Consider the following 20906-nt stretch of genomic DNA (forward strand, 5'->3'; position numbering starts at 1 on the left):
ATATGATTACTAAAAATCAAAAATAATCATAATTATTGAACGATGATGAACTTGTCGCAAAATTAGAAGAAAGTATGCAACATAATTTGGGGGATTGGGGAAGAACCCAATACCTAATAGAAAGAATTCAAAAAGAGCAGGAGATTTTTCAATCGGATAAAAAATATCTAGATCGAATGCTAGCTGAAATTCAAAAAATTCATCAAAGGGATTTAGAAGGCAAGAATACAGAAAAAGTAAAACAACGAATTTTCGTTCAGGATTTAATCAAATGTGATAGATGTGAGTCAGAAATTGGTTTGGATCAAAGGGCAATAAGGAAAAAAAACTTTTGGTTTCACGAATTATGTTATAATGACATTCCAATATCCAGACAGATTGAAATTACAAAACAACCTATACATGAACAGACAAAAAAATATGACGATTATTTCAAAATTGAAGATAAGCCATTAGTGAATAAATTTTATCCATTTCAGATTATTTTTACATTATCTATGATGATTTCATTAATTGCATCAATCTACTTTCTCTTTGATAGAATTTTTTCAATTGTCATTTCCATTGTTTGTACTGCTCTCTTTATCGTAATCTATAAATCTCAATTTCAGATGTTTAACAATAAAAAATACAACCAAACACATACATCATTAATTAAAACAGGCATTCCTGGTTTTGAATCATTGATTTCAAATGGCTTAAAGAAGAATAGCGCTATAATCATTTCAGGCCCACCTGGCAGTGGAAAAACAACATTTGGCTTGCAATTCCTGTATTCTGGGGCACGTGACTTTGATGAGCCAGGCGTATACATAACAATGTCACAAAATATTGATGAGATAAAAAATGACTGCAAATCATTTGGGTGGGATTTTGATGATTTAATCAACAAAGACAAAATCATGATGATTGATGCAAGACCGTTTAAGATTCAAGACGAGATTATTGGCAAAGATGATTCTCTGTACCGAGGAGAGCAGATGCCATTTGAGCATTTGACAAAGTTGTTGCTAAGCAGCATCAAAAGAATCGAAGCAAAAAGAGTGGTAATTGACTCTGTTACAATTCTTGCAATGCAGTATTTGGACAAATTTTACATGAGACAGGGATTGCAAGGAATGATTCAGGCATTAGAAAATTATGGCGTGACATCTCTGATAATATCAGAACATTCAGAAAACAACGAGATTCCTTTGGAATGGTTTGTTACATCAGGGATTATTCAAATGGATAACCAAATAATAGAAAATACTCCAAGACAAACTATTCAAATCAAAAAACTTCGTGGAATCAAACACAGTCAGCAGATTCATCCAATAAGACTAGAAGTTGACGGCTTACATATCTTAGAAGCATAATCAAATATCAAAATATTTTATAATTTTAATCAAATTAAATAGAAAATTTGATGGTTTTCTTATATTCCGTATACTGTCTGAAGTATTGGACTTTGATTAATAACATTTTGTGTAAACTGGACATTTACTGTAACCTTGTTGTTTTTGATATCAATTTCCACATTGTCAAACAATGACTTGTATTTGTCAGTCTTGCGTCCACTCGCAGATATCTCGTATCCATCTTTTATCAAGAGTCCATCTTCGATTAATGAATTGACTTTTCTATATCCTGATGTTTGAGGGATTTGTAATCTTTCGAGCATTTCCAAAATTGTCCATGACTCACCAATTGACGCATTTAGTATTTTTGATGTTTCATCATCACTGTATGCTTTTAAGATTGATTGTCCAATTGATGGCTCTGATATTGTAAATCTCTTTTGTGTCTGGTCTTTTTTTGATTTTATGCTGCACAGACTTTCAAGGAATTTTCTTTCTAGTCCCTCAGCTCCTGCTCCAAAAAATTCCCTCAATACAGAATCTAGTTTTTCAAACTCTTCCATTGACTGAGTTATTGATATACCATATCTCTCAAATAATCTATCCTGTATCTTGTGAACCGTATTTTCACCAAGATTTTTTAGCATTGTTTTTTCAAGTGACTTTGCCAACAGTTGAGTAACGCCAGTCATGATATTCATTAGTTCATACTTTCATATTAATATTTTTTGGTTTAATCAGGTTACAATCTCAGATAGTCTGCGAATGTGACTGGTGTCATTTCTGATTGCCAGATTGATGGCTTTGCGCATCTCATCAGCATACTTGTCAAATTGCTTTTTGCTTTTTTTGATTATTTCACATTTTTCCACGACTGGCAATGCTTTGAAGTTCTTGTATTGCTCATAGTTAACTGTGCATGAATAAGATTTGGTTTCCCCTTTGAATTGATATTTTATGTCGAATGATGCCTGCTCTGAATTTCCAGTAAGACAGTCAATTATTGCTTTTTTTATTGCTTGGACAGCAAATGGTTTTCGAATTACCTGTACATTTAACGAGCTAAGAAATGGATGCATATATGCATTAGAATCGCCAGTAATTACTATTATCTTGGCATTAGAATTTATGTCCTTGATCTTCTCAATTGCATACAGTCCATCGTATCGTGGCATGTTCAAATCTGTAAAAACAATATCTGGATGATGCTTTTTGTACATATTTACTGCATGACGGCCATCATTGGCAGTTGCAAGAACATTTACTTCGATCATACATAGCATATCACAAAATACGCTAACAATATCTGGATCATCGTCCACTACGATACAACTTGTCATATTGTATATACGACCTTATGACATAATAACTTATAATATATTCATACTTTTTATGAATATAAGAATTGGTCAAAAAAGTTCAATGCCCTCATTGCTCAAAACGCCTGTCAGGGGAAGGCAACTTAAAAAGACATTTACGAACCATTCATAGATCAATCAAGCAAGACTAAATTATTTCAGTCCCTTTTCTAGGATCTCATTTATGATTCTTGAAAAGCTGACAGAGGATGCAGATTCTCGCAGTTTTTTGGCTTGTAAATTTCGCAGTTTTTTTGCAATGTCACTGTTTAGCATTATGGTTATTCTTTCTGCCATTACAAACCATACGATTAGATATTATTTTGAATTATGTAAACTCACTTGTTTACCAAAATGTCAAAGAAATTAGAATATTTCCAAATATGGAAATGCATGTATGAAACATTACAATAAATAATCATTTAGAACGGTCTCTAGTTTTTTCGTTTAGTTTTTGGACTAAAATTGAGTGCTTTTCTAGATCTAATTTCAAATTGAAATGATAAGTTTATTCAAAAAAATCACAAAATCTGTTTACGTCTAAAATTTAACTCAAAAGTAAGATTCTAGCATATAAAATATGTAATAAATTAATCTAACGCAAAATTAATAATATAATAATGTAATAAGAAAATATGGTCAATTGTGTAGTCATTGATGATGATGAAATGACTCTAAAGGTTTTTTGCAATCTGTTAAACGACAATGAAATTAATGTTGTCGGAAGAGGCAGAAATGGAAAGGAGGCTGTAGATTTATACAAAAAATACAATCCAGACATAATTTTCATTGATTTTGTTATGCCAAAATATGATGGGCTATATGCAATATTAAATATCAAAAAATTTCACTCAGATGCAAAAATCATAATTGTTACAGGAGTAGACAAACTAAGTGAATCATACGTTCACGATATACTACAAGTAAGCGGTGTCATTTACAAACCATTTGATTTAAAAACATTAAAAGAGATCATTGATACGACATTGTTAGAATTGAACATATTAGAGCAATGAAAATTTTTAATATTAAATTTTAGATTTTTGTTAAATAATTAGATTTGAATTTGATTATATTTTATTAATTCACTTACTTTGTAAAATAAATTATTTATTATCTTGGAGATGTTTTTTATTTCAATAACAGGCATGTAATAAAAATGGATTTTAAAATATTTACAAACTTGAGCTAGAAAATAAAAACTAGATACAAAACATCAGAAGAACTTATGAATATGTGAACTTCAAAATCATATGTGAATCAATGCAAGAACATCTGCAAGAAATATCCGCAAGGAAACAGGAGTAGAATATACAGAGATGGAGGTAGTTTTTGTAGAAACTGTGACTATTATTTTGAAGAATCAATAATACGATGTCCTTGTTATAACACATTGGTAAGACATTCCACTAGAAACAGAAAAAATCATGAAATGTTGCAGAGAATATGAGATAATTTGGAGGTTGAAGAGTTAGAAAATGAAGACAGACTCTAAGATAATAATTTCAATTGACAAACAATTTTACAGTGAAAATGATGAAATTAGAATTCATGTATGGTTTAACCACGAGTTTTACACATATGCGACATTGACTATTCTCAGTCCTGCAGGCATAACAATTGATTCTGCTGGATTAAAAACTGATACCAAAACTACTGAAACGTTTGCGTTTACCTGTGGTGGTCCGTTTATGTTTGAAAACGGATGCTATACCATCAGGGTCCAATGTGAAAATGTCATATCTGAAAATATGTTTGAATATTACAATTCCAAAAATAGACTCAAACCTAAATTGTGAATAGTAAATGCCAGCGGGGGGATTTGAACGCCCGACGGCCCGGTCTTCAGCCGAGTGCTCTCCCAGGCTGAGCTACGCTGGCACAACAAATTTGCTTTAGCTTGAGGAATTAAAAGTTGTCTTTATCACCAAACATAGTAAAAAAACACAAGATCATGATGAGATAATCAGGGATTAAACAATTAATCAAGATGCAACTAAAATCAATAAAATGTAAATTTAATCAGAGGATAATTTTTTCAGCTTATTTTGAACTGCTTCTTGTATTTCCTTTTCCAATTTTTCTTGTTCTTCTACAAGCATTTTCTTCATTGCCTTTTCGACATAGTTTTTACCCATTTTGCTTCAACATATTATGAAATAGGTAAGAAATAAGGACATCGAATTTTCATGAGAATTTCAATGTCATTATAGCAATTTATGCAATATGCATGATTAATGTTTGGCGATTTGATCATAAATGAAAGTATTATTCATTAATTGCTAATCAGACTTTCCAAATTATGTCTTTTTTTCCACTTCTTTTATTTAAAACACGCCCCAATACAAAAAAAAGATCAGATAAACGATTTACATACTTGATACAGTTGTCGTTGATTTTTTCTTCTTCACTTAGCATTATGATGAATGTTTCAGCTCTTCGTGTTACAGTTCGAATATGATGTAGTTGTGATGCTAAAATCGTTCCACCAGGCAAGATAAAATTGGTCAAAGGAACTAATTCGGATTCATATTTATCAATATTTTTCTCTAAATTCGATATCATATCTGTAGTAACTCTATTTTTTTTATCTTCTAATTTAGGATTAGAAAGATCAGCTCCAATTACAAATAATTCATTTTGAATTAAATTTAGTAAAATAGCAATATCTTTATCGATTTCATATGATTGTATAATACCCAACAATGCATTTGTTTCATCAATTGCACCGTACGCTATAATTCGTGGGTTTGATTTTGATACCCTCAAATTACCTTGTAAACCAGTAGTTCCATCATCGCCAGTCTTTGTATATATTTTCAATAACGTATGAAAAATCGATTAAACTATTATGTTGTTCGAATTATTTATTATGGCATACTTGTAAATGCAATAGTTGTACGGATTTTTCACATGTCATGATTCAGAATTTGATAAAAATCACAAAATAACTCAAATCATTATTGCAGATCTTAAAATCCATCATCATATTAAACAATTTTAAAGCCTTGATTATTGATTTTTTTAACACATCTGCAAAATTAAAAAAAATACCTCGTCAGGGATGGATTGATAAATTATTGATAAATGATCCAGAATCTGTAGCAGAACACACTTTTTCAATGGCAGTAATTGGAATGATTTTTGCAGATTTAGAAGGATACAATACAGAAAAAATTTTAAAAATTATCCTATTACACGACATAGCAGAGGCTGTAATTGGAGATATCACTCCAGAAAAAATGCCAATACAAAGAAAAACAAAATTAGAAAATAATGCAATGAAAAAAATTCTCAGTAATTTACCAAAGAAGTTACAGAAACAATACAATGAACTTTGGATTGAATATCAATTAAATCACTCTAAAGAGGCTCAATTAGTTCATCAAATAGACAAATTAGAAATGGCATTACAGGCAAAAACCTATTCAAATGAAGGACATTCTGAAAAATCATTGGCCTCATTTTTTAAGACTGCAGAAAACGAAATTAGAGATCCAAAGTTAATAGAGATATTTAAAAAAATAGTATCCAAATAACGATATGTCTGAAAAAAGCAAAGACAAATTAATTGAAGCGCAAAAACAAATCATAGGTATACTTTTTGAGGTAATCAAACGATTACAAGCAAATAATGATCTTGATGATGAGTATTTTCAAATTATCTCATCTGAAGATAAATCAAAAAAAGAAAGACTAGAAAAAATCCTAATTGAGAGAGAAGAGAACGCAAAAATTGTGGGACGTTTATTAGAGCAATTAGAAATTTGATATTGATTTTAAAGTACTAATCATCTGAAATAATTTTCAGTCTTGCTGTTTGTTCAAACTTGTCTTGAACATAGTGAGAAAGGTTGATCACTCGGACTCTTGTCTGCTTATTTGTCCAACTACCCTCATTTTCAAACCATGATTCAATATCATCAACATCATATCTTTCACCACTCTTTAGTATAGTTTTGAAAATTAATTTTATCTCTTCTATGTCTTGCTCTTTTAGATTATTTTTGTCCTCCACTAATGTGGTAATTTCGTTTAATTTTATAATTACATTGTTTGTAAGAGGCATGATTCTATCAAATTAAGAAGATATAACAGTCTTTTGAGATATTGTTTTTATAACAATCAAATCTTCTTTGAGTCGTGCAGTATTTTCAAGCCTTAAAAACAGGACAAAAAAGAGTGGCAGAAGCTAGAGAATATCTTAACAAACTGACTAATGGAAAAGCAATGCCTGCACTGGCACTACGAGATAACAAATCAAACGTCTGGGACCCAGTTGGTGAGGAAAATCTTTATGCATTTGTTGATGAATCTGCAGGATTTGTGTTAACAGATAACAGCGGGTACATACTTGCTTTGGTTGACAAATATGGTATTTCTAAAACAATTGTTCAAGGGGTAACTAAAACACAAAAAGAAATCTTGGAGCAATCATTTCAAAAAGACAACATTCCAGAATACAAAGGCAAGGTAACTCTACCAGTATAATTGAAATTTTTTTACCAAAAATAGTCAAATAAAATCAGCGTAAAGCTTTTGTTATCATCAGATTTAGAATAACAATTGGCAAAATACACACAAGAGATTGAAGTAGACGGGCATCTTATTGACTCATCAATTTTAACAAAAATATTTGACAAGATAATGGATCTTCACGGAGAATTTCAAGTAGAAGAAATCAACATAGGAAAAAAGAAAAAAGACCCATCATATGCACGGTTATCAGTTACAGGTAAAAATCAAAAACATCTAGATGAGATTTTAGAAACAATTTATCGTGAAGGGGCAGTCTCAAAAATACAAAAAGGAATTTCATTAAAAAAAGCACCAAAAGACATGGTAATGCCAGATGACTTTTACAGTACCACCAATAACCATACTCGAGTTTTTCACAATAAACAATGGATTCAAGTTGAAAATATGATGATGGATAAATGCATTGTAGTAAAAAACAACAGAGCGTTTTGTGTCCCTGTAAGGGATGTTAAAAAAGGAGACAACATTATTGTTGGAGAAAGTGGAATAAAGATCACGCCACCTGAGCGTCCAAGAGAAGGTGTTAATGTTTTTGAGTTTATGGGAAGCTCAAGTTCCAGTGAAAGACCAACTCAACATATTGCAAAAAAAGTAGCAGAAGACATTTACAAGACAAAAAAGAACGGCGGAAAAATTGTAGTTGTTGGTGGTCCTGCAATAGTACATACCGGTGCAGCTGATGCCGTTGCAGAGTTGATCAAACTAGGGTTTATTGACGGAGTTTTAGCTGGAAACGCTTTAGCCGTACATGATATTGAATATGCCACACTTGGAACATCGCTTGGAATGAATGTTCATGATGCAACTTTGGCATATCGTGGACATCGAAATCATATGGAGACCATAAATGCTGTTTTCCGTGCCGGTTCAATTTCAAATATGGTTAAGACAAAAAAATTAACACGCGGAATAATGTATCAATGTGTGAAAAATAAAATCCCATTTGTATTGGCAGGGTCTATTCGTGATGATGGACCATTACCAGATGTAATTACAGATGTTGCAGAGGCACAAAGAGAGTACAAAAAAGTTCTCAAAGATGCAAACATGGTAATTATGATCTCTACAATGTTGCACTCTATTGCAACTGGTAACATGTTACCTGCAAACGTCAAAGTTGTTGTAGTCGATATCAATCAGCCAACAGTTACCAAGCTTATGGATAGGGGCACTTGGCAGGCATTAGGTATAGTTACGGATGTTGGTGCATTTTTGCCAATGGTGTTACAACAGATTAAAAAAATGAAAAAATAACTCAAGGAGTTAATCTAGGATGTTGAATATGCATTCCATCCCCATCTAAAACTATAGGATGAATCTGTTGACTGTGTTTTATTCCACGCATCTTTGTTACCTGAATTGTTCTTTCCATGGTATCTTCTTTTCTTGTATGTCTGAGTTGAATAATCCCTGATGTAACAAACCATTCCAAAGGAATCTCGTTGTTTTCTGAATGTTCTGATATTATCAGAGATGTCACGCCATAATTTTCTAATGCCTGAATCATTCCTTGCAATCCCTGTCTCATGTAAAATTTGTCCAAATACTGCATTGCAAGAATTGTAACAGAGTCAATTACCACTCTTTTTGCTTCGATTCTTTTGATGCTGCTTAGCAACAACTTTGTCAAATGCTCAAATGGCATCTGCTCTCCTCGGTACAGAGAATCATCTTTGCCAATAATCTCGTCTTGAATCTTAAACGGTCTTGCATCAATCATCATGATTTTGTCTTTGTTGATTAAATCATCAAAATCCCACCCAAATGATTTGCAGTCATTTTTTATCTCATCAATATTTTGTGACATTGTTATGTATACGCCTGGCTCATCAAAGTCACGTGCCCCAGAATACAGGAATTGCAAGCCAAATGTTGTTTTTCCACTGCCAGGTGGGCCTGAAATGATTATAGATCTATCTTTTTTTAATCCACCAGAAATTATAGAATCTAGTCCAGGAATCCCTGTTTTTACTTTGGAATAAGTATAATCCATATCTACAAAGAGAGAAGATAGAATTTTCTATATAAAGAGAGAGACTAGTTTGATTCTAACAAAGAAAATCAACACAAACTATTACAAATGAATGTTCTTTGAATTGGTCCAAAGAGATTCAAAGAGTAATTTCATTGAATATACAAGTGATTTTGAATTAGTCCACATTGCAAATGGTTCTGTTGTAGAGTTTGCATTTTTGGTAAAGAACAATAATTCAGAGTCATCTTTTAGAATAAAGCACAAGTGGTTTTGAATGTCTTTATCTAGTTTTTTGATATTTTTTCTTTCCAGATTATCAAATATGTATGTAGTTTTATCTGAACATGCACTTAGTAATCTAAACTGCTGTTTTGACTTTACAAAGGATTCTAAAAACTCACCATGATACAATTTGATATAGTCTTTTTCAGAACCGAGGATTAAAAATTCATCTTTAAAGTTATCAGTCATTTCAGTGATTTTTGATTGAATTTGATTTGCACCTTGGAGCATTTGGAATTTTTCTTCAACTTCATCGTGTAATGAATCAAAAGTAGGAATGTTATCCCATAATTCAGATAAGCCTTTTTCCATATGTTCTAAAGATTTGACTCGCTCTTTTTCAGCATTTACTAAAATCCATATTGCTTTGTTTAATGGAGATGCTGTAAATTGAATCGGATGTTGAAATGTTGCAGAAACGATTCCTTTGTTTTGTAATGCTGATAGTAAATGATATGTTTCAGTTCTTGGTAATTTCAGTGCCTTGCATACTTCAGGTGCTGTCTTTGCACCGTATTTTCCAAGATAAATAAACACCTTACTTTGATTTGATGTCAATCCATATTGCAAGAGTTCTGATTGAACTTTATCAATGGACAATTTGTACTCATACAACTGTGTATCTGGAGTAGAGTCAAATATCGAAGTTTGTGTTTCTATGGTCATGTTTTTTCTGGATCCTCAATAAGAAAGGACTAGGCTATATTGTGGTATAGCTAAGAAGTTTTGATCGGATCGATCGTATTTCTTATTTTCTTTATATATGAAATTATTATAAAATAAGTGGTTTTTTAACATAATCCTTCACTATACGCCTACTTTTAGTAAATTTTCTTGGGAAATTGCATTTCCAGTGTAGATCGACTTAAATGAAAAATTCTTCCTAATGTCACTTGATTTGATAAATGATAGTTGAAGTGGACCGCTTGAACCTAGAAAAACAATACAGGCCATGTCTTCTTTGAGGCCTTTTTCCATGATGTTTTTTAATGCAGATAATGTTCTTTCCAGATTTTCTTGTTTTGACTTTAATTCATCAATTGCCTTAAAATATAATTCAAGTTCTCCTTTTAGTCCAATTCCGTTGTATATCATAATTTGATCAAGATTATACCAATTTGGGCTATCTTTTTTAGATAATTTTTTTGGTTTTTCCTGAGTTTTTTTATCTGGAGTTTTTTTATTGTTTTTAGAATCATTTTTAGAATCAGTCATTTTGTCATCAGATTTTTTTTTATCTGTTGGATCTCCATCTAACTTTGATTTTAATTCTAAAAATTCAGGATCGTCTTTTGAAAATTCTTCGTTTGTTCTAATTTTTTCACCTAAGATATTAGAATATTCAGATATTATTTGCCCTACTTCTTCTATCTCTTTTTCTAGATTTGATTTTAGAGCATTGACTGTCTTGTACTTACGAATCAGTTTATACAACGTTTTCAGTGTTCTCCGTTGAGGGCACCATGTTTGGTAGGTTTTCTTTTAGTTGAGATAATGTGTTTAATTGTTTTGTAGCTGTTCTTAAGAAAGTGATTTTTTCTGTAAGATATGCTTTTTGTGTTTGAATTAATCCAATTAACTGGGGAGTAACATATTCAATTATTTGGGTGATTGTTTCAGGTGGATAATCTGAAAACTTTTTAGTTTCTGTTTTACCATTTGATAATTTGATGATTAAATCCAAATTAGGTAACAAGACAATGTTGCTATCAGATGGGAGATTAAATATTTGAGGATGAACATTTACTGAAAAACTCAGAAATTCTGTAATTATTTTTAATGCATTATGTAGGTCATCGATAATGTTTGTTTTTTGATCTTCTAGCTCATAGATTTGCATTGATTCTTCAATCAATGTGTTTAGTTGAGCCAGAGTGCTTGCTCCAGATGCAATAGGATCAATATTTGCCACTGTGGAATTTGATTCATGTGAAGATACAGATGTAGTGGAAACAGATTGATCTTGCTCAGCACTCATTGTAGGATCACTAGGATCAGTAGATTCAGCAGACTGCATACGCTATTTGGTAGGAGAAAATTACATTAAAAGTTGTATGTATTCTAATGTTACAGAATTTTGCTAGGCTCAATATAGTCAATTGTGCCTAAAAATTAGAATTGAGCCTAATTTATTAAAAAATAGTTAATCCTGAACCTTTACTCTACCCATTTCAAGATTTCTTAGAAACGTAGAACCTTCTTCATCATATCCATTGATAAATACAAACATGTCATATTCTCCTGCAGGAATTTCAGTACCGCCTGATACGTCTCTGTCAGGTCTATTTTGAATATCCCAAAAGTAGATTTTTCCAATATTATCAACTGGAATAAATATACTGTCTCTGTCCTCATCAACTCTCCATTCGTTATTACCACCACCGGTATTACATGGGTCTGATTCTGTAGAATTTACCGAACAAATAATTCCGGCATATGAAACATCGCCATCAGGATCCTTGAATACAGCTCTTGTTCCTTGATACACAAGCCAGCTGCCTTCCGGACCTACATTGTATATGGTTACTTCCAATCTATCACTTTTATCATATGTCCAATACGATATGAATGGAGTATCAGGTGGAGGAATTTGTATAAGACTAGATGTTGGAGTATGTGTCTCATCATCTATTTTAAAATTTAATTGAAGAGGGTACCACACGTTAGGAGTAGACTCGACATAATTAACAGTAAAATTCAGTCTATCAAGATTAGACATTGTAACATTACTTAATGGAATTGTATAATTAAAAACACCATAAGTTGAATCATCATCAACGCCATTTCCCATGGAATCATAAAATGGAACATCAAGATCAATTGCAGTTGCAATTGTTTCTGTGTTTATACCAAGTACAAAATCCGATTTGGTAAATGATATGTTGATTTTATGTGCAGCTATTCCATAATTAGTACGAGCCAATTCTAAAACTTCTGGACTTGCACTGAGTTCTTTATTGTTCCAATGTATAACATCATCAATCATACCGTGAAACCAATTACCGTTTTCTGCAGAATTACTACCAATGTACCATTTACCATCAGTGTCAACAGAGTCAGTTCCAGGATGATTAACATTTTCATTTATTGTCTCAAGAGTATTACCTGCAAGATCAGTAACATACAAATCACAACGATCGTTTTGAGATTTTCTAACAGCAGCGATATGATACCATTGTTGATCATCATATCGGTTTACACTTTTACATGTAGTTGTGTCACTACCCCCAACATCCATATTAAATTCAAATACCACTTTTCCAGTATTTGCCTCCAAAAAGATTCTATAGTAATCACATGATGGACAGGTACCTGAACCTTCAAATGCAACCATGTGTTGATCAGTAGATCCTACAGCTGCAGCGGTTTTGAACCAAAGGGTAGTAGTATCGGGTTTACTGGTAATATCATTTCCATTAGACGAACTTACATCATTAATGCTTCTAAAACATGTATTTACGCCATTAAAGACATATGCGCCAGAACCATGAGGTCCACCGTTAGCTGAATATGTGGGAGATTCTGCGCCAGATACAGAATACTCAATAGTCAAAATTGGAGCGTCAGAACCGCCACCAGTATCATATGAATCAGCTCTTCGTTTATCATTTGATGAACCAGAAACTCTTTCAACAAAGATGTTTATGTCTTGATTGTTATTCCAACCTGCTCTGTTAACAATTTCTTGAATAACTGAATTAAGTAGAGTATCAGGGGTAGAATAATAATTATTATTACTCCAATTTTCAGGGGACCAATTTGCACTTGCACTAGTACGAGGTCTGTTACTAGGAGATAAGTTGTTTGATGATTCAGAAAACGTTGTGGCATCATCTGTTGCTTCTGCATCAAATTTCAGAGTAATAGAATCGGAATCACTGCTATCTGCTCTGAAAGTCAAATATGCTTTTGAAATTATAGCATTTTTTGGAATATCTATATTTGTAAATCTCATTCCAACGTATTGATCTTCATTACCATCATAAGGCATTTCCAAATCGCTACTACCAGTATCTGTAGTTCCAGATGGGTTACGTTGTTCTGCATCGTCACTACTTGAATTAACTTGTACTGTTTCTGTAAATGATGCACAACCTTGAATGTCTCTATCAGAAGAACCTTCAGAGTTATCTTGAACTTCAGAGTTTGTGTTAAAATGAAATATCATATCTTCGCCTTCACCTACCAAACTATCAGGCATTGCTTCACTTTGTAAACGAAGTGAGGTCACCCAATCTCCAGCTGGAATATTTATTTCGTTAGAACCAGTATTGGTAAAAAATGTGGCAGGTGTAGAATCTAGATCAATTTTTAGACCATTACTGCCACCATCAGGACTTGCAGAGAACATTTGATATTGCCCAGATGGAGTTCGATCAGTTTCTTCATGAAGTATCAAAATACTACTATCTACACCATTTGATTGCAATCCTAAAGAAGAAATTGCGGTTCCGGATTCCAGAGCAGATAAGATATCTCGTACCTCAACAGTGGTAGTTGCAGTATTAGAAGGAATTCCATTTTCTAAAGAGGTGGTAAAATGAATTTGATTAGAATTGATACCTTCAATGGTGTAAGTCCATGTGAATGCAGCTGTCTCTCCAGGTTTAAGACGTGGATAAAATGAAGGGGTAGGACCAGACACATAAGTTGCACTACAATCTGGAATACAAGTACTGTCATCAATAGTAGGAAATTCGGTCGGAGTTAAATTCAAAATTGCAGCAGGATTTGTAGAGTTGTTTGTAACACGCATCAAAATAGTTGCATCAAACGAGTTGGAAATTGTTGGAGGAATAGAGCGTGCAGTTACATACAAACTAGATGAACCAACAGAATTTACATAAAATGTTTTAATTGTTCCCCTATCAGAGATCATTTTCATAGTATATCCTTTTGTAGAATCCATATCAAAATCTACAATGTCAAGCAAATTTACTTGATTACCAGGAGCAATAATTTCTCCAATATCAAATTTTCTAACAGAATCTGGAGTTCCAGTCTCTTCTATCCATAATGTTTTAACACCTAATGGAACTTGACCCGTATTAGTCACTACCCCGTCTAGTTTGTCTAAAGGAGTTATTTCTACAGATGTTATTTCAAAGGCTTCAGTTTGTTTCTCTTTTTGTCTTTTTTCTTCAGTGATTAGAGATTCAGAAAAATCACTTAAAATATTCATGCTATAAGTGACATAAGATAGAGATCCAATTACAATTGCTACAAGAAAAACAGTTCCAACTATTGCACTAAGGCCCCTATGACTCCTTATGGTGCGATCACCTGAGTTGTAAATTGATTTCCTCGCTCTGTAAATACAAAGATATCGATATCATCACCAGACATCCATGTATATGTGGCATTAGTACTAAAAGTACCACCAGTTACTATTCCACCATCAGTAAAATAGAAAATTTGCAAGTCTGTTAAACTTGTTCCATCAACAAATTTCATTTCAGTTACGTTAAGTCCCAATGTTCCAACATTTGACATCGTAACATTAACACACTTTCCAGGACAAGTAGAAGAGAACCAAACATTATCAAAAATAAGATCTTCGTTTATTTTATTTATTTGTGTAGAAAATGCCTCTTCAATTTCTTGTTTTTGAATTGCTAAATTACTATTTGACCACCCTAACATTGCAACCCCCAGTATACTTACAGCTGATATGACAATTGCACTTGTAACAACATTTGCAATAGCACGTCTATTTTTACAATACGTATGAGTTTTATTTTTAAGATATGTTTTATACGTTGTCATAATTTATTTTCACCACTAATACTGTTAACAATTGGTTAGAAATCATGATTATATGTTAGGTTGAGCAATATCTGGATTTTCTAATTCAGATTCATTAGTCATTTCTGTACTTGTAGAATCTCCAGTCATCTCGTTAGTATTTTCAATGACATCATTAGTTTCAGAGACAGTATTTTCAGATCCTATATTACCAGCACCCATTCCGCCAATTTGTATTGGAGGACATGACACATTGAGACTTTTTGAAAGCAAGAAAAATGTGGGAAATAATTCCTGATAAATTGTTGAGAGTATTTTTGGAACATCGTTTTCATCTTTACTAAGTATATCATCAAGTTCTTTTAAATCACCAGATATTTTGGTAACGCCTTCAATAGCAAGACGGACATTTTTAGGATTAGACAGAATTGTAAATCCGTATTTAAAAACAGAGTGTGTTTCTGTATTTTCAACCTCATCTATTGAGGCTTCAACATCATATTTGTGAAAAACCGTATTTTTTGGATTATTTTTACTCATGGAAATAGAGTTTAGTTCTACATTTATGTTCAATTTAATAAATAAGGCCTCCAGAATTCATTAAACAATGTGTATGTAACATTGGCACACACATAAGAGCATTAACTGTTTAATTAAAGAGATATTGTGCCTATGGAGCAAAAAAGAATCATATCTTCAGTGAATCATTCTAAGGTAAACACAGACAAGGTTAACCTATCAGTATCAATTTCCAAGATAAAAAAAGACACACACAAGTTATCAAAAATGTATGATTTTAAAAAATACATGGATTCCTCAGACATGATATTCCCATCAGAGATGCAAGATATGATACCAAAAGATACTCCGCCATATTTGGATAATGGAGAGCATTATGTAGAGAGAATTGGAAGGGCCCTAAAATTTTTCAAGCAATGTGCGTTAATTGGGCCCAGTGGAACTGGGAAAACACACATCGTCTATCTGGTAGCCGAATTGGCAGGACTTCCAATGTGGGAAATCAACTGTGGTTTAGCAACATCTGTTTTTGATCTTTTTGGAAGATATGTAGGATTGGGAAAAGAGAACTGGATTGATGGATTAATTACTGGATGGTGTAGAAAAGGCGGAATATTATATCTCGATGAGGCAAACATGATGAAACAAGACGTTGCAACAAAATTAAACCCGTTATTGGATCAAAGAGGACACATGGTGCTTACAGAAAAAGACAGTGAAATTATTCACAGACACAAACATGCGTATATGATAATTAGCATGAACCCAGTATCATCAGAATTTGCAGGTACAAAACCAATCAATGCGGCTATGAGAAGAAGAATGAGCGTATGGTTGAATTTCGATTACATGAGTGTAGGAGATAACATAGACGAAAAAGAATTCAAGATGGTATCTGAAAGAGGAGGCATATCTTTAGAAGATGCAGAAATTATTGTAAGGATTGGAGCTAAATTAAGACAAGAATACAAAATGGGCGATCTTCCTTACGGTCCATCGGTAGGAGATTTGGTAAACTGGGCAAAGATTTGCTCAGATGGTGTAGACATTCCAACTGGCGGAGATGAAACTTTGGTTCCAATGACTAGTGACGATCCAGAAGTTCAGGATGAAGTAAGACAGATAATTAAAAAGGTAATCGAAGGCAAAGTAGCACAACGAAATCGTAAAGTGTGATTAAATGAAAGAAACAGTAGAGGACGTAGCACACCAAATTTTTTTTGATATATGTGAAAAAAAACCTACTGATGTAGACGTAATTTTTTTAGAAGCTATCAATTTTCCAAAATTAGAATACTTGCCAAGAACTACAGCGTATATTCCATTACCTAGGATGGTTAGTGGAAAGAACATTTTTGAAGGAATAATTTTTTCAGATTATGAAACAGGGCAAGAAACGATTTGGAATTTATTTTTTGCTACACTCTGTCATGCAGCAGGGCATGCAAAAGTGACTGATTTTAATATATACAAAAATTGGATAAAGAACAAAGACAAACAAAAAGCATACAAAATAATTGAATTCATAGAAGATATCAAAGTAAATGATTTTTTAAAGAAATCATTTCCAGAATACTATCAAGGCATTAAAAAAATTGATGAGGTTTTTGAAGTATTGAATCAAAGAGACAATATTAAAAAACCAGAATATGCAAAGAAAAAATTTACAGAATATTTTAATATAAAAAATATAGATATGCAAAAAATCCAAAACGACATTATTGAATTAAACCAAGAAAAGAATGAAAAATTATTAGATATTGCTGATGTATTATATAAAAACCAAAATAACATATTAGTTGAAAATGTTCCATATGTAGATCATTATTTTAATCAAAAAAACATATCATGGAAACAAAATATCACAATAACACCAGAAGGATTGGTTGAAAGAAATGTGCAAAACTTTATCGAGATATGGTTTGAACAATTAAAACGCAGAGCAAAAGTGAGGAAAAGATATGGAGGATTAACTCAAGATCTTAATTTTGATAAAATTGAATTTGCTCCAGAAAACATTGGCGAATATCTAAGGTTGAAAAATGCCACCCATATGTTTTTGAAAAAATTGAGTAGCCAGATCAAATTAATTCCTAACGTAATGGATGACGGAGTTCCAGAAGATATGGGATTATTGCAAATGCAAGCAGCTATCCAAGCAGTGGCAGCTCAAAATAACAGTATTCAGATTTTTGAACAAGATGACTATAGAAGAATAGAAGAGGAATGGGCAATAGTTTTAGACACAAGTTCCAGCATGAGACTGAAATTTGATGAAATGAAAAAATTTGCAATATCTCTTGGGGAAGCTGCAAACGAAGTGAATTCAAAAAATGGAAAGTGGGGATTTTTTACTTTTAATAATAATTTTAGAATAGTAAAAGACCACTATGAAAAATATGATAAAACATCAAGAGCAAGAATAGGAGGAATAGAGATTACAGGATTATCATTTATCGGTGATGCAGTAAAACTATGTACTAGAATATTAGAAAGAGAAAATATCGAAAGGAAATATATTTTCCTAGTTACAGATGGGCAACAAGTAGGAACCATTGGAAATACTAAAGACATGGAAGACGCAGTCATGGAAGCAAGAAAGAAAGGAATCACAGTAATTGCAATAGGGTTTCCTGAAGGAAACTCTAAAATTTTCAATATGGCTATGCCTTATGAGAATTTACGTAAGACCGTAGCCAAATTCGTGGCAGCATATTCCAGATTGTCTGGAGACGATATCTAAGGCATTACATCAAATTGATGTAAAATTCATTTGTTTTAAAAGAATTGGCCTTTGATCGATGTTTTTTTTGACTCTAGTAGTTCTAATCACATGTTATTTTGACAGTATTATGAGTTGTAAAATTGGATTCATTCATAATTTTTCATATTTTGCCATACAAGACAAGAAAATGTGCATTAATTGTGGGATAGAAGAAAGCAATAATAATTAATCAAATTATTCTGAAATAATGAATTCTTTGTTTTTTATTTTTTTGCCTTTTTTGATTTTCAACACTACAGTTTTTGCACAAACTCAATCACATATTGATTCTTCAGAATACATTTTGAAAATAGATCAACACGTATATTCGATATATTATGTTGTAAATTCAGATATTATTGCAATGGATATCGATCCTGAATCAAAATCACTTCTTATAGGCTTGGAGAATACTTATGATTCGAAATTTATTATTGATTTAGAACATGAATTGATTAATGCTCAAGATAACGAATTTGTAGTTTTAGTTGACAGTCAAGAAGTAGATTATAAAATAACACCAGATTCAGATAGTTCTACATTTGAGTTCTTTGTACCGGTAGGTTCAGAAGAAGTAGAAATTATTGGAACTCATGTAATTCCAGAGTTTCCATTTAGCGCAATTTTTGGATTGATAATCATGATTTCATCAATCATAATCTTTACAAAGGTAAAACCGTCTTTTTTTAAGTTGTAATTTTATCCAATTGATTAGTTTCTTTTGCAGTTTTTATTTCACGTGCTATTCTTTTACCCATACTCATTGGCTCATTAAATAATAATGAGTAGTAGGGAGAACCATCCATGTAGATATTTGTCCCAGCTACTATTCTAGCTGAAAATTCAAACGATGTGAATTTTGCATTCTCATCATAAACTCCCTCTATACAAAATGGGCCATTCATTCCAGGAGACACAACTCTTTTAGATGCTTCAACAAAATTTTCACCCATAGTATAGACTTCGTCTAGTAATGACTCTCTTAGTACTATGGGACTATTTCCTATCACATTAAATGATGGCACCTTATTGCTTTTGAGTTGTTGCTCAGAAGGAATTCTTGCCATACCTTCAATATCGGATTCATGTCTTTGATCAGCGCCAAAAAATTCCAATTCTTCTTTTAACGGAGAGTAAAAAAATTGCAAGTACGCCAAAACCCCAGCAGCATACTCTTGAATGTAAAGTGTCTCATCGTTAGAAATAATTCCTTGTGAAATCAGCTGGTTTCGTTTTTTATTATAATCATCAGGTGTGGCAGCTAAAAAATACCCTTTACCTCCAGCAGCGCCTTGTCTTTTTACAATTACGAGTTTGTCGATATCTTTTGAACTCAATACAGGTTTTGGAACAGGAAGTTTTGCTTCTCGCATAAGTTTTTCTTTCATGGTTCTATCAGATTCCCATCTCAATATCCATTTATTTCCAAATATGGGGGTCTTGATTGATTCAATTTGTTCGGAGCTCATTTGGGCAATTAAAGTTCCATGAGGGATTAAAACGGCATTATTTTGTTCTAAAATTGATTGGTGTTTTCGTTCTAATACATCTACAAAATTATCAACCAAAATTAATTCATCAATAAATGGAAATCTACGATATAGTTTCTCTCGTTTTTTCTCACAAACTAGAATTGTTTTCAAACCTTCATCTTTTGCACCTTTTAGTACTTGTAAAGAACAATGAGACCCTAATGTTGCTATTGCCGTCAATGTGATATTTTATTCTAATTCCTTGGACTTTATGAACTATGTGTGGATGACACATATCGAAATACTTCATCGATTAATTCTACACTCAACTCTGACTTGATATTATCAGGAATAACTTTTAAAATAAAATCATACATTGTCGTATTTTTTGGAAGACTTTGTCTTTCCTGATACAAAGAATATACTGCAATTCCATTTGATATCAAAGCAATTAGTTTTTCTTTATTGGATAAAGATACCATGTAGATTTACACATAAAGTGGTAATTTAATGTAAATTAAAAATCAAGTTATTTTCAAAACTACACAATTAATTCACTAGATATGGATTTCATGAAAGGTATTTGATTTACATGATAAACGATAAAGTCTATGGATTTTTCATGACTTTCTGCTATTTCTTCATGAGATTCCTGAGATGCATGATATCCCACAAATACGGCTGCGATTATAAAGATCGCTATCACCAATCCAATTAACAAATCCATTACAATCTAGACTGAAATATTTTCTGATGATAAATGTTACTTTTTTATTAAATTCAATAAATTAACAGAAAACTAGATCCAATTTTCAATAATAATCAAAACTTTAAAAAAAAGTCTATTTGACTAGTTCTTATTTACGCCCCATTTTTGGATAAATTCTTTAGCAATAGGAATTCTTGATTGAT

General features: G+C 32.3%; 26 protein-coding genes and 1 tRNA gene. 10 read left to right on the forward strand and 17 right to left on the reverse strand.

The genetic code is table 11. The annotated features are described in order from the left end of the window. Positions 1-35: 35 nt before the first annotated feature. The gene (locus K5782_RS00820; RefSeq protein ID WP_297463165.1) at positions 36-1358 is read left to right on the forward strand and encodes an ATPase domain-containing protein; all 1323 of its coding nucleotides are present in this window, start codon (positions 36-38) and stop codon (positions 1356-1358) included. Positions 1359-1417: 59 nt separating this feature from the next. Here K5782_RS00820 and K5782_RS00825 read toward each other — a convergent pair whose 3' ends face one another. From K5782_RS00825 to K5782_RS00835, 3 genes are all read right to left on the reverse strand, one after another. Continuing rightward, positions 1418-2032 (reverse strand): transcriptional regulator, encoded by a 615-nt coding sequence (locus K5782_RS00825; RefSeq protein ID WP_297463167.1) that lies wholly within the window; start codon positions 2030-2032, stop codon positions 1418-1420. Positions 2033-2077: 45 nt separating this feature from the next. Next, positions 2078-2680 carry a response regulator gene (locus tag K5782_RS00830; protein ID WP_297463169.1) on the reverse strand — a complete coding sequence of 201 codons (603 nt, stop codon included), beginning with the start codon at positions 2678-2680 and terminating at the stop codon, positions 2078-2080. Between the two features lie 171 nt (positions 2681-2851). Next, entirely contained in the window at positions 2852-2995 is a 144-nt protein-coding gene (locus tag K5782_RS00835) for a hypothetical protein (protein WP_007550538.1), read from the reverse strand. Between the two features lie 338 nt (positions 2996-3333). On the opposite strand from K5782_RS00835, the gene K5782_RS00840 reads away from it, so the two are divergent. Together K5782_RS00840 and K5782_RS00845 are read left to right on the forward strand one after the other, a co-directional pair. Then, positions 3334-3714, forward strand: a complete 381-nt coding sequence (locus K5782_RS00840) for a response regulator (protein WP_297463173.1) — start codon at positions 3334-3336, stop codon at positions 3712-3714. Positions 3715-4176: 462 nt separating this feature from the next. After that, positions 4177-4497 (forward strand): hypothetical protein, encoded by a 321-nt coding sequence (locus K5782_RS00845; RefSeq protein ID WP_297463175.1) that lies wholly within the window; start codon positions 4177-4179, stop codon positions 4495-4497. An 8-nt stretch (positions 4498-4505) separates the two neighbouring features. Here K5782_RS00845 and K5782_RS00850 read toward each other — a convergent pair. The 3 genes from K5782_RS00850 to K5782_RS00860 form a co-directional block, all read right to left on the reverse strand. Further along, positions 4506-4579: transfer RNA gene (locus tag K5782_RS00850), tRNA-Phe, on the reverse strand. A 137-nt stretch (positions 4580-4716) separates the two neighbouring features. Further along, positions 4717-4836: a DUF1104 domain-containing protein gene (locus tag K5782_RS00855; RefSeq protein WP_255458370.1), complete on the reverse strand. Its 120-nt coding sequence runs from the start codon at positions 4834-4836 to the stop codon at positions 4717-4719. Positions 4837-4984: 148 nt separating this feature from the next. Next, on the reverse strand, positions 4985-5521 hold the full coding sequence (locus K5782_RS00860; RefSeq protein WP_297463179.1) for a cob(I)yrinic acid a,c-diamide adenosyltransferase: 537 nt from the start codon (positions 5519-5521) through the stop codon (positions 4985-4987). Positions 5522-5661: 140 nt separating this feature from the next. Here K5782_RS00860 and K5782_RS00865 point away from each other — a divergent pair, with 140 nt between their 5' ends. Continuing rightward, on the forward strand, positions 5662-6237 hold the full coding sequence (locus tag K5782_RS00865; RefSeq protein ID WP_297463182.1) for an HD domain-containing protein: 576 nt from the start codon (positions 5662-5664) through the stop codon (positions 6235-6237). Between the two features lie 4 nt (positions 6238-6241). Further along, positions 6242-6469, forward strand: a complete 228-nt coding sequence (locus K5782_RS00870) for a hydrolase (protein ID WP_297463184.1) — start codon at positions 6242-6244, stop codon at positions 6467-6469. Positions 6470-6485: 16 nt separating this feature from the next. Here K5782_RS00870 and K5782_RS00875 read toward each other — a convergent pair whose 3' ends face one another. Next, positions 6486-6767, reverse strand: coding sequence for a hypothetical protein (locus K5782_RS00875; protein ID WP_297463186.1), 282 nt, complete (start codon positions 6765-6767; stop codon positions 6486-6488). A 74-nt stretch (positions 6768-6841) separates the two neighbouring features. On the opposite strand from K5782_RS00875, the gene K5782_RS00880 reads away from it, so the two are divergent. Together K5782_RS00880 and K5782_RS00885 are read left to right on the forward strand one after the other, a co-directional pair. Continuing rightward, positions 6842-7189, forward strand: coding sequence for a hypothetical protein (locus tag K5782_RS00880; protein ID WP_007550546.1), 348 nt, complete (start codon positions 6842-6844; stop codon positions 7187-7189). A 75-nt stretch (positions 7190-7264) separates the two neighbouring features. Further along, positions 7265-8491, forward strand: coding sequence for a TIGR00300 family protein (locus K5782_RS00885; protein WP_297463189.1), 1227 nt, complete (start codon positions 7265-7267; stop codon positions 8489-8491). Between the two features lies 1 nt (position 8492). Here K5782_RS00885 and K5782_RS00890 read toward each other — a convergent pair whose 3' ends face one another. From K5782_RS00890 to K5782_RS00920, 7 genes are all read right to left on the reverse strand, one after another. Then, a complete protein-coding gene (locus K5782_RS00890; protein WP_297463190.1) occupies positions 8493-9230 on the reverse strand; it encodes an ATPase domain-containing protein in 738 nt (245 codons plus the stop codon). An 81-nt stretch (positions 9231-9311) separates the two neighbouring features. Continuing rightward, on the reverse strand, positions 9312-10160 hold the full coding sequence (locus K5782_RS00895; protein ID WP_297463192.1) for a helix-turn-helix domain-containing protein: 849 nt from the start codon (positions 10158-10160) through the stop codon (positions 9312-9314). Between the two features lie 141 nt (positions 10161-10301). Continuing rightward, entirely contained in the window at positions 10302-10928 is a 627-nt protein-coding gene (locus tag K5782_RS00900; protein WP_297463195.1) for a hypothetical protein, read from the reverse strand. Further along, the gene (locus tag K5782_RS00905) at positions 10921-11511 is read right to left on the reverse strand and encodes a hypothetical protein (RefSeq protein ID WP_297463196.1); all 591 of its coding nucleotides are present in this window, start codon (positions 11509-11511) and stop codon (positions 10921-10923) included. The genes K5782_RS00900 and K5782_RS00905 overlap by 8 nt, the downstream gene beginning before the upstream one ends. Before the next feature lie 126 nt (positions 11512-11637). After that, positions 11638-14676 carry a LamG-like jellyroll fold domain-containing protein gene (locus tag K5782_RS00910; RefSeq protein ID WP_297463198.1) on the reverse strand — a complete coding sequence of 1013 codons (3039 nt, stop codon included), beginning with the start codon at positions 14674-14676 and terminating at the stop codon, positions 11638-11640. 86 nt (positions 14677-14762) lie between these two features. Beyond that, the gene (locus K5782_RS00915) at positions 14763-15260 is read right to left on the reverse strand and encodes a hypothetical protein (RefSeq protein WP_297463200.1); all 498 of its coding nucleotides are present in this window, start codon (positions 15258-15260) and stop codon (positions 14763-14765) included. A gap of 48 nt (positions 15261-15308) precedes the next feature. Then, positions 15309-15812 carry a hypothetical protein gene (locus K5782_RS00920; protein ID WP_297463202.1) on the reverse strand — a complete coding sequence of 168 codons (504 nt, stop codon included), beginning with the start codon at positions 15810-15812 and terminating at the stop codon, positions 15309-15311. Between the two features lie 99 nt (positions 15813-15911). On the opposite strand from K5782_RS00920, the gene K5782_RS00925 reads away from it, so the two are divergent. The 3 genes from K5782_RS00925 (at position 15912) to K5782_RS00935 (ending at position 19219) form a co-directional block, all read left to right on the forward strand. After that, complete coding sequence (locus tag K5782_RS00925; protein ID WP_297463204.1) at positions 15912-16934, forward strand: AAA family ATPase; 1023 nt, start codon at positions 15912-15914, stop codon at positions 16932-16934. 4 nt (positions 16935-16938) lie between these two features. Continuing rightward, positions 16939-18501 carry a vWA domain-containing protein gene (locus tag K5782_RS00930; RefSeq protein WP_297463206.1) on the forward strand — a complete coding sequence of 521 codons (1563 nt, stop codon included), beginning with the start codon at positions 16939-16941 and terminating at the stop codon, positions 18499-18501. A 262-nt stretch (positions 18502-18763) separates the two neighbouring features. Continuing rightward, entirely contained in the window at positions 18764-19219 is a 456-nt protein-coding gene (locus tag K5782_RS00935; RefSeq protein ID WP_297463208.1) for a PEFG-CTERM sorting domain-containing protein, read from the forward strand. Here K5782_RS00935 and K5782_RS00940 read toward each other — a convergent pair. Genes K5782_RS00940 through K5782_RS00950 form a run of 3 tightly spaced genes read right to left on the reverse strand, consistent with a single transcriptional unit; the run spans position 19209 to position 20721 of the window. Then, the gene (locus tag K5782_RS00940; protein ID WP_297463210.1) at positions 19209-20234 is read right to left on the reverse strand and encodes a formate--phosphoribosylaminoimidazolecarboxamide ligase; all 1026 of its coding nucleotides are present in this window, start codon (positions 20232-20234) and stop codon (positions 19209-19211) included. The two genes, K5782_RS00935 and K5782_RS00940, sit on opposite strands and share 11 nt — an antisense overlap. Before the next feature lie 29 nt (positions 20235-20263). Further along, the gene (locus K5782_RS00945; RefSeq protein ID WP_297463212.1) at positions 20264-20476 is read right to left on the reverse strand and encodes a hypothetical protein; all 213 of its coding nucleotides are present in this window, start codon (positions 20474-20476) and stop codon (positions 20264-20266) included. A 59-nt stretch (positions 20477-20535) separates the two neighbouring features. Beyond that, positions 20536-20721, reverse strand: a complete 186-nt coding sequence (locus K5782_RS00950) for a hypothetical protein (protein WP_297463214.1) — start codon at positions 20719-20721, stop codon at positions 20536-20538. Between the last annotated feature and the right edge of the window lie 185 nt (positions 20722-20906).

This window comes from Nitrosarchaeum sp., from assembly GCF_025699065.1.
Lineage (GTDB): Archaea > Thermoproteota > Nitrososphaeria > Nitrososphaerales > Nitrosopumilaceae > Nitrosarchaeum.

Bases quoted from the DNA above. Each gene is read 5' to 3' on its own strand.
- K5782_RS00925 (WP_297463204.1), top strand. From the start codon at position 15,912: ATGGAGCAAAAAAGAATCATATCTTCAGTGAATCATTCTAAGGTAAAC.
- K5782_RS00950 (WP_297463214.1), bottom strand. From the start codon at position 20,721: ATGGATTTGTTAATTGGATTGGTGATAGCGATCTTTATAATCGCAGCC.
- K5782_RS00905 (WP_297463196.1), bottom strand. From the start codon at position 11,511: ATGCAGTCTGCTGAATCTACTGATCCTAGTGATCCTACAATGAGTGCT.
- K5782_RS00825 (WP_297463167.1), bottom strand. From the start codon at position 2,032: ATGACTGGCGTTACTCAACTGTTGGCAAAGTCACTTGAAAAAACAATG.
- K5782_RS00890 (WP_297463190.1), bottom strand. From the start codon at position 9,230: ATGGATTATACTTATTCCAAAGTAAAAACAGGGATTCCTGGACTAGAT.
- K5782_RS00930 (WP_297463206.1), top strand. From the start codon at position 16,939: ATGAAAGAAACAGTAGAGGACGTAGCACACCAAATTTTTTTTGATATA.
- K5782_RS00835 (WP_007550538.1), bottom strand. From the start codon at position 2,995: ATGGCAGAAAGAATAACCATAATGCTAAACAGTGACATTGCAAAAAAA.
- K5782_RS00845 (WP_297463175.1), top strand. From the start codon at position 4,177: ATGAAGACAGACTCTAAGATAATAATTTCAATTGACAAACAATTTTAC.
- K5782_RS00945 (WP_297463212.1), bottom strand. From the start codon at position 20,476: ATGGTATCTTTATCCAATAAAGAAAAACTAATTGCTTTGATATCAAAT.
- K5782_RS00910 (WP_297463198.1), bottom strand. From the start codon at position 14,676: ATGAATATTTTAAGTGATTTTTCTGAATCTCTAATCACTGAAGAAAAA.
- K5782_RS00840 (WP_297463173.1), top strand. From the start codon at position 3,334: ATGGTCAATTGTGTAGTCATTGATGATGATGAAATGACTCTAAAGGTT.
- K5782_RS00895 (WP_297463192.1), bottom strand. From the start codon at position 10,160: ATGACCATAGAAACACAAACTTCGATATTTGACTCTACTCCAGATACA.
- K5782_RS00870 (WP_297463184.1), top strand. From the start codon at position 6,242: ATGTCTGAAAAAAGCAAAGACAAATTAATTGAAGCGCAAAAACAAATC.
- K5782_RS00915 (WP_297463200.1), bottom strand. From the start codon at position 15,260: ATGACAACGTATAAAACATATCTTAAAAATAAAACTCATACGTATTGT.
- K5782_RS00855 (WP_255458370.1), bottom strand. From the start codon at position 4,836: ATGGGTAAAAACTATGTCGAAAAGGCAATGAAGAAAATGCTTGTAGAA.
- K5782_RS00875 (WP_297463186.1), bottom strand. From the start codon at position 6,767: ATGCCTCTTACAAACAATGTAATTATAAAATTAAACGAAATTACCACA.
- K5782_RS00830 (WP_297463169.1), bottom strand. From the start codon at position 2,680: ATGACAAGTTGTATCGTAGTGGACGATGATCCAGATATTGTTAGCGTA.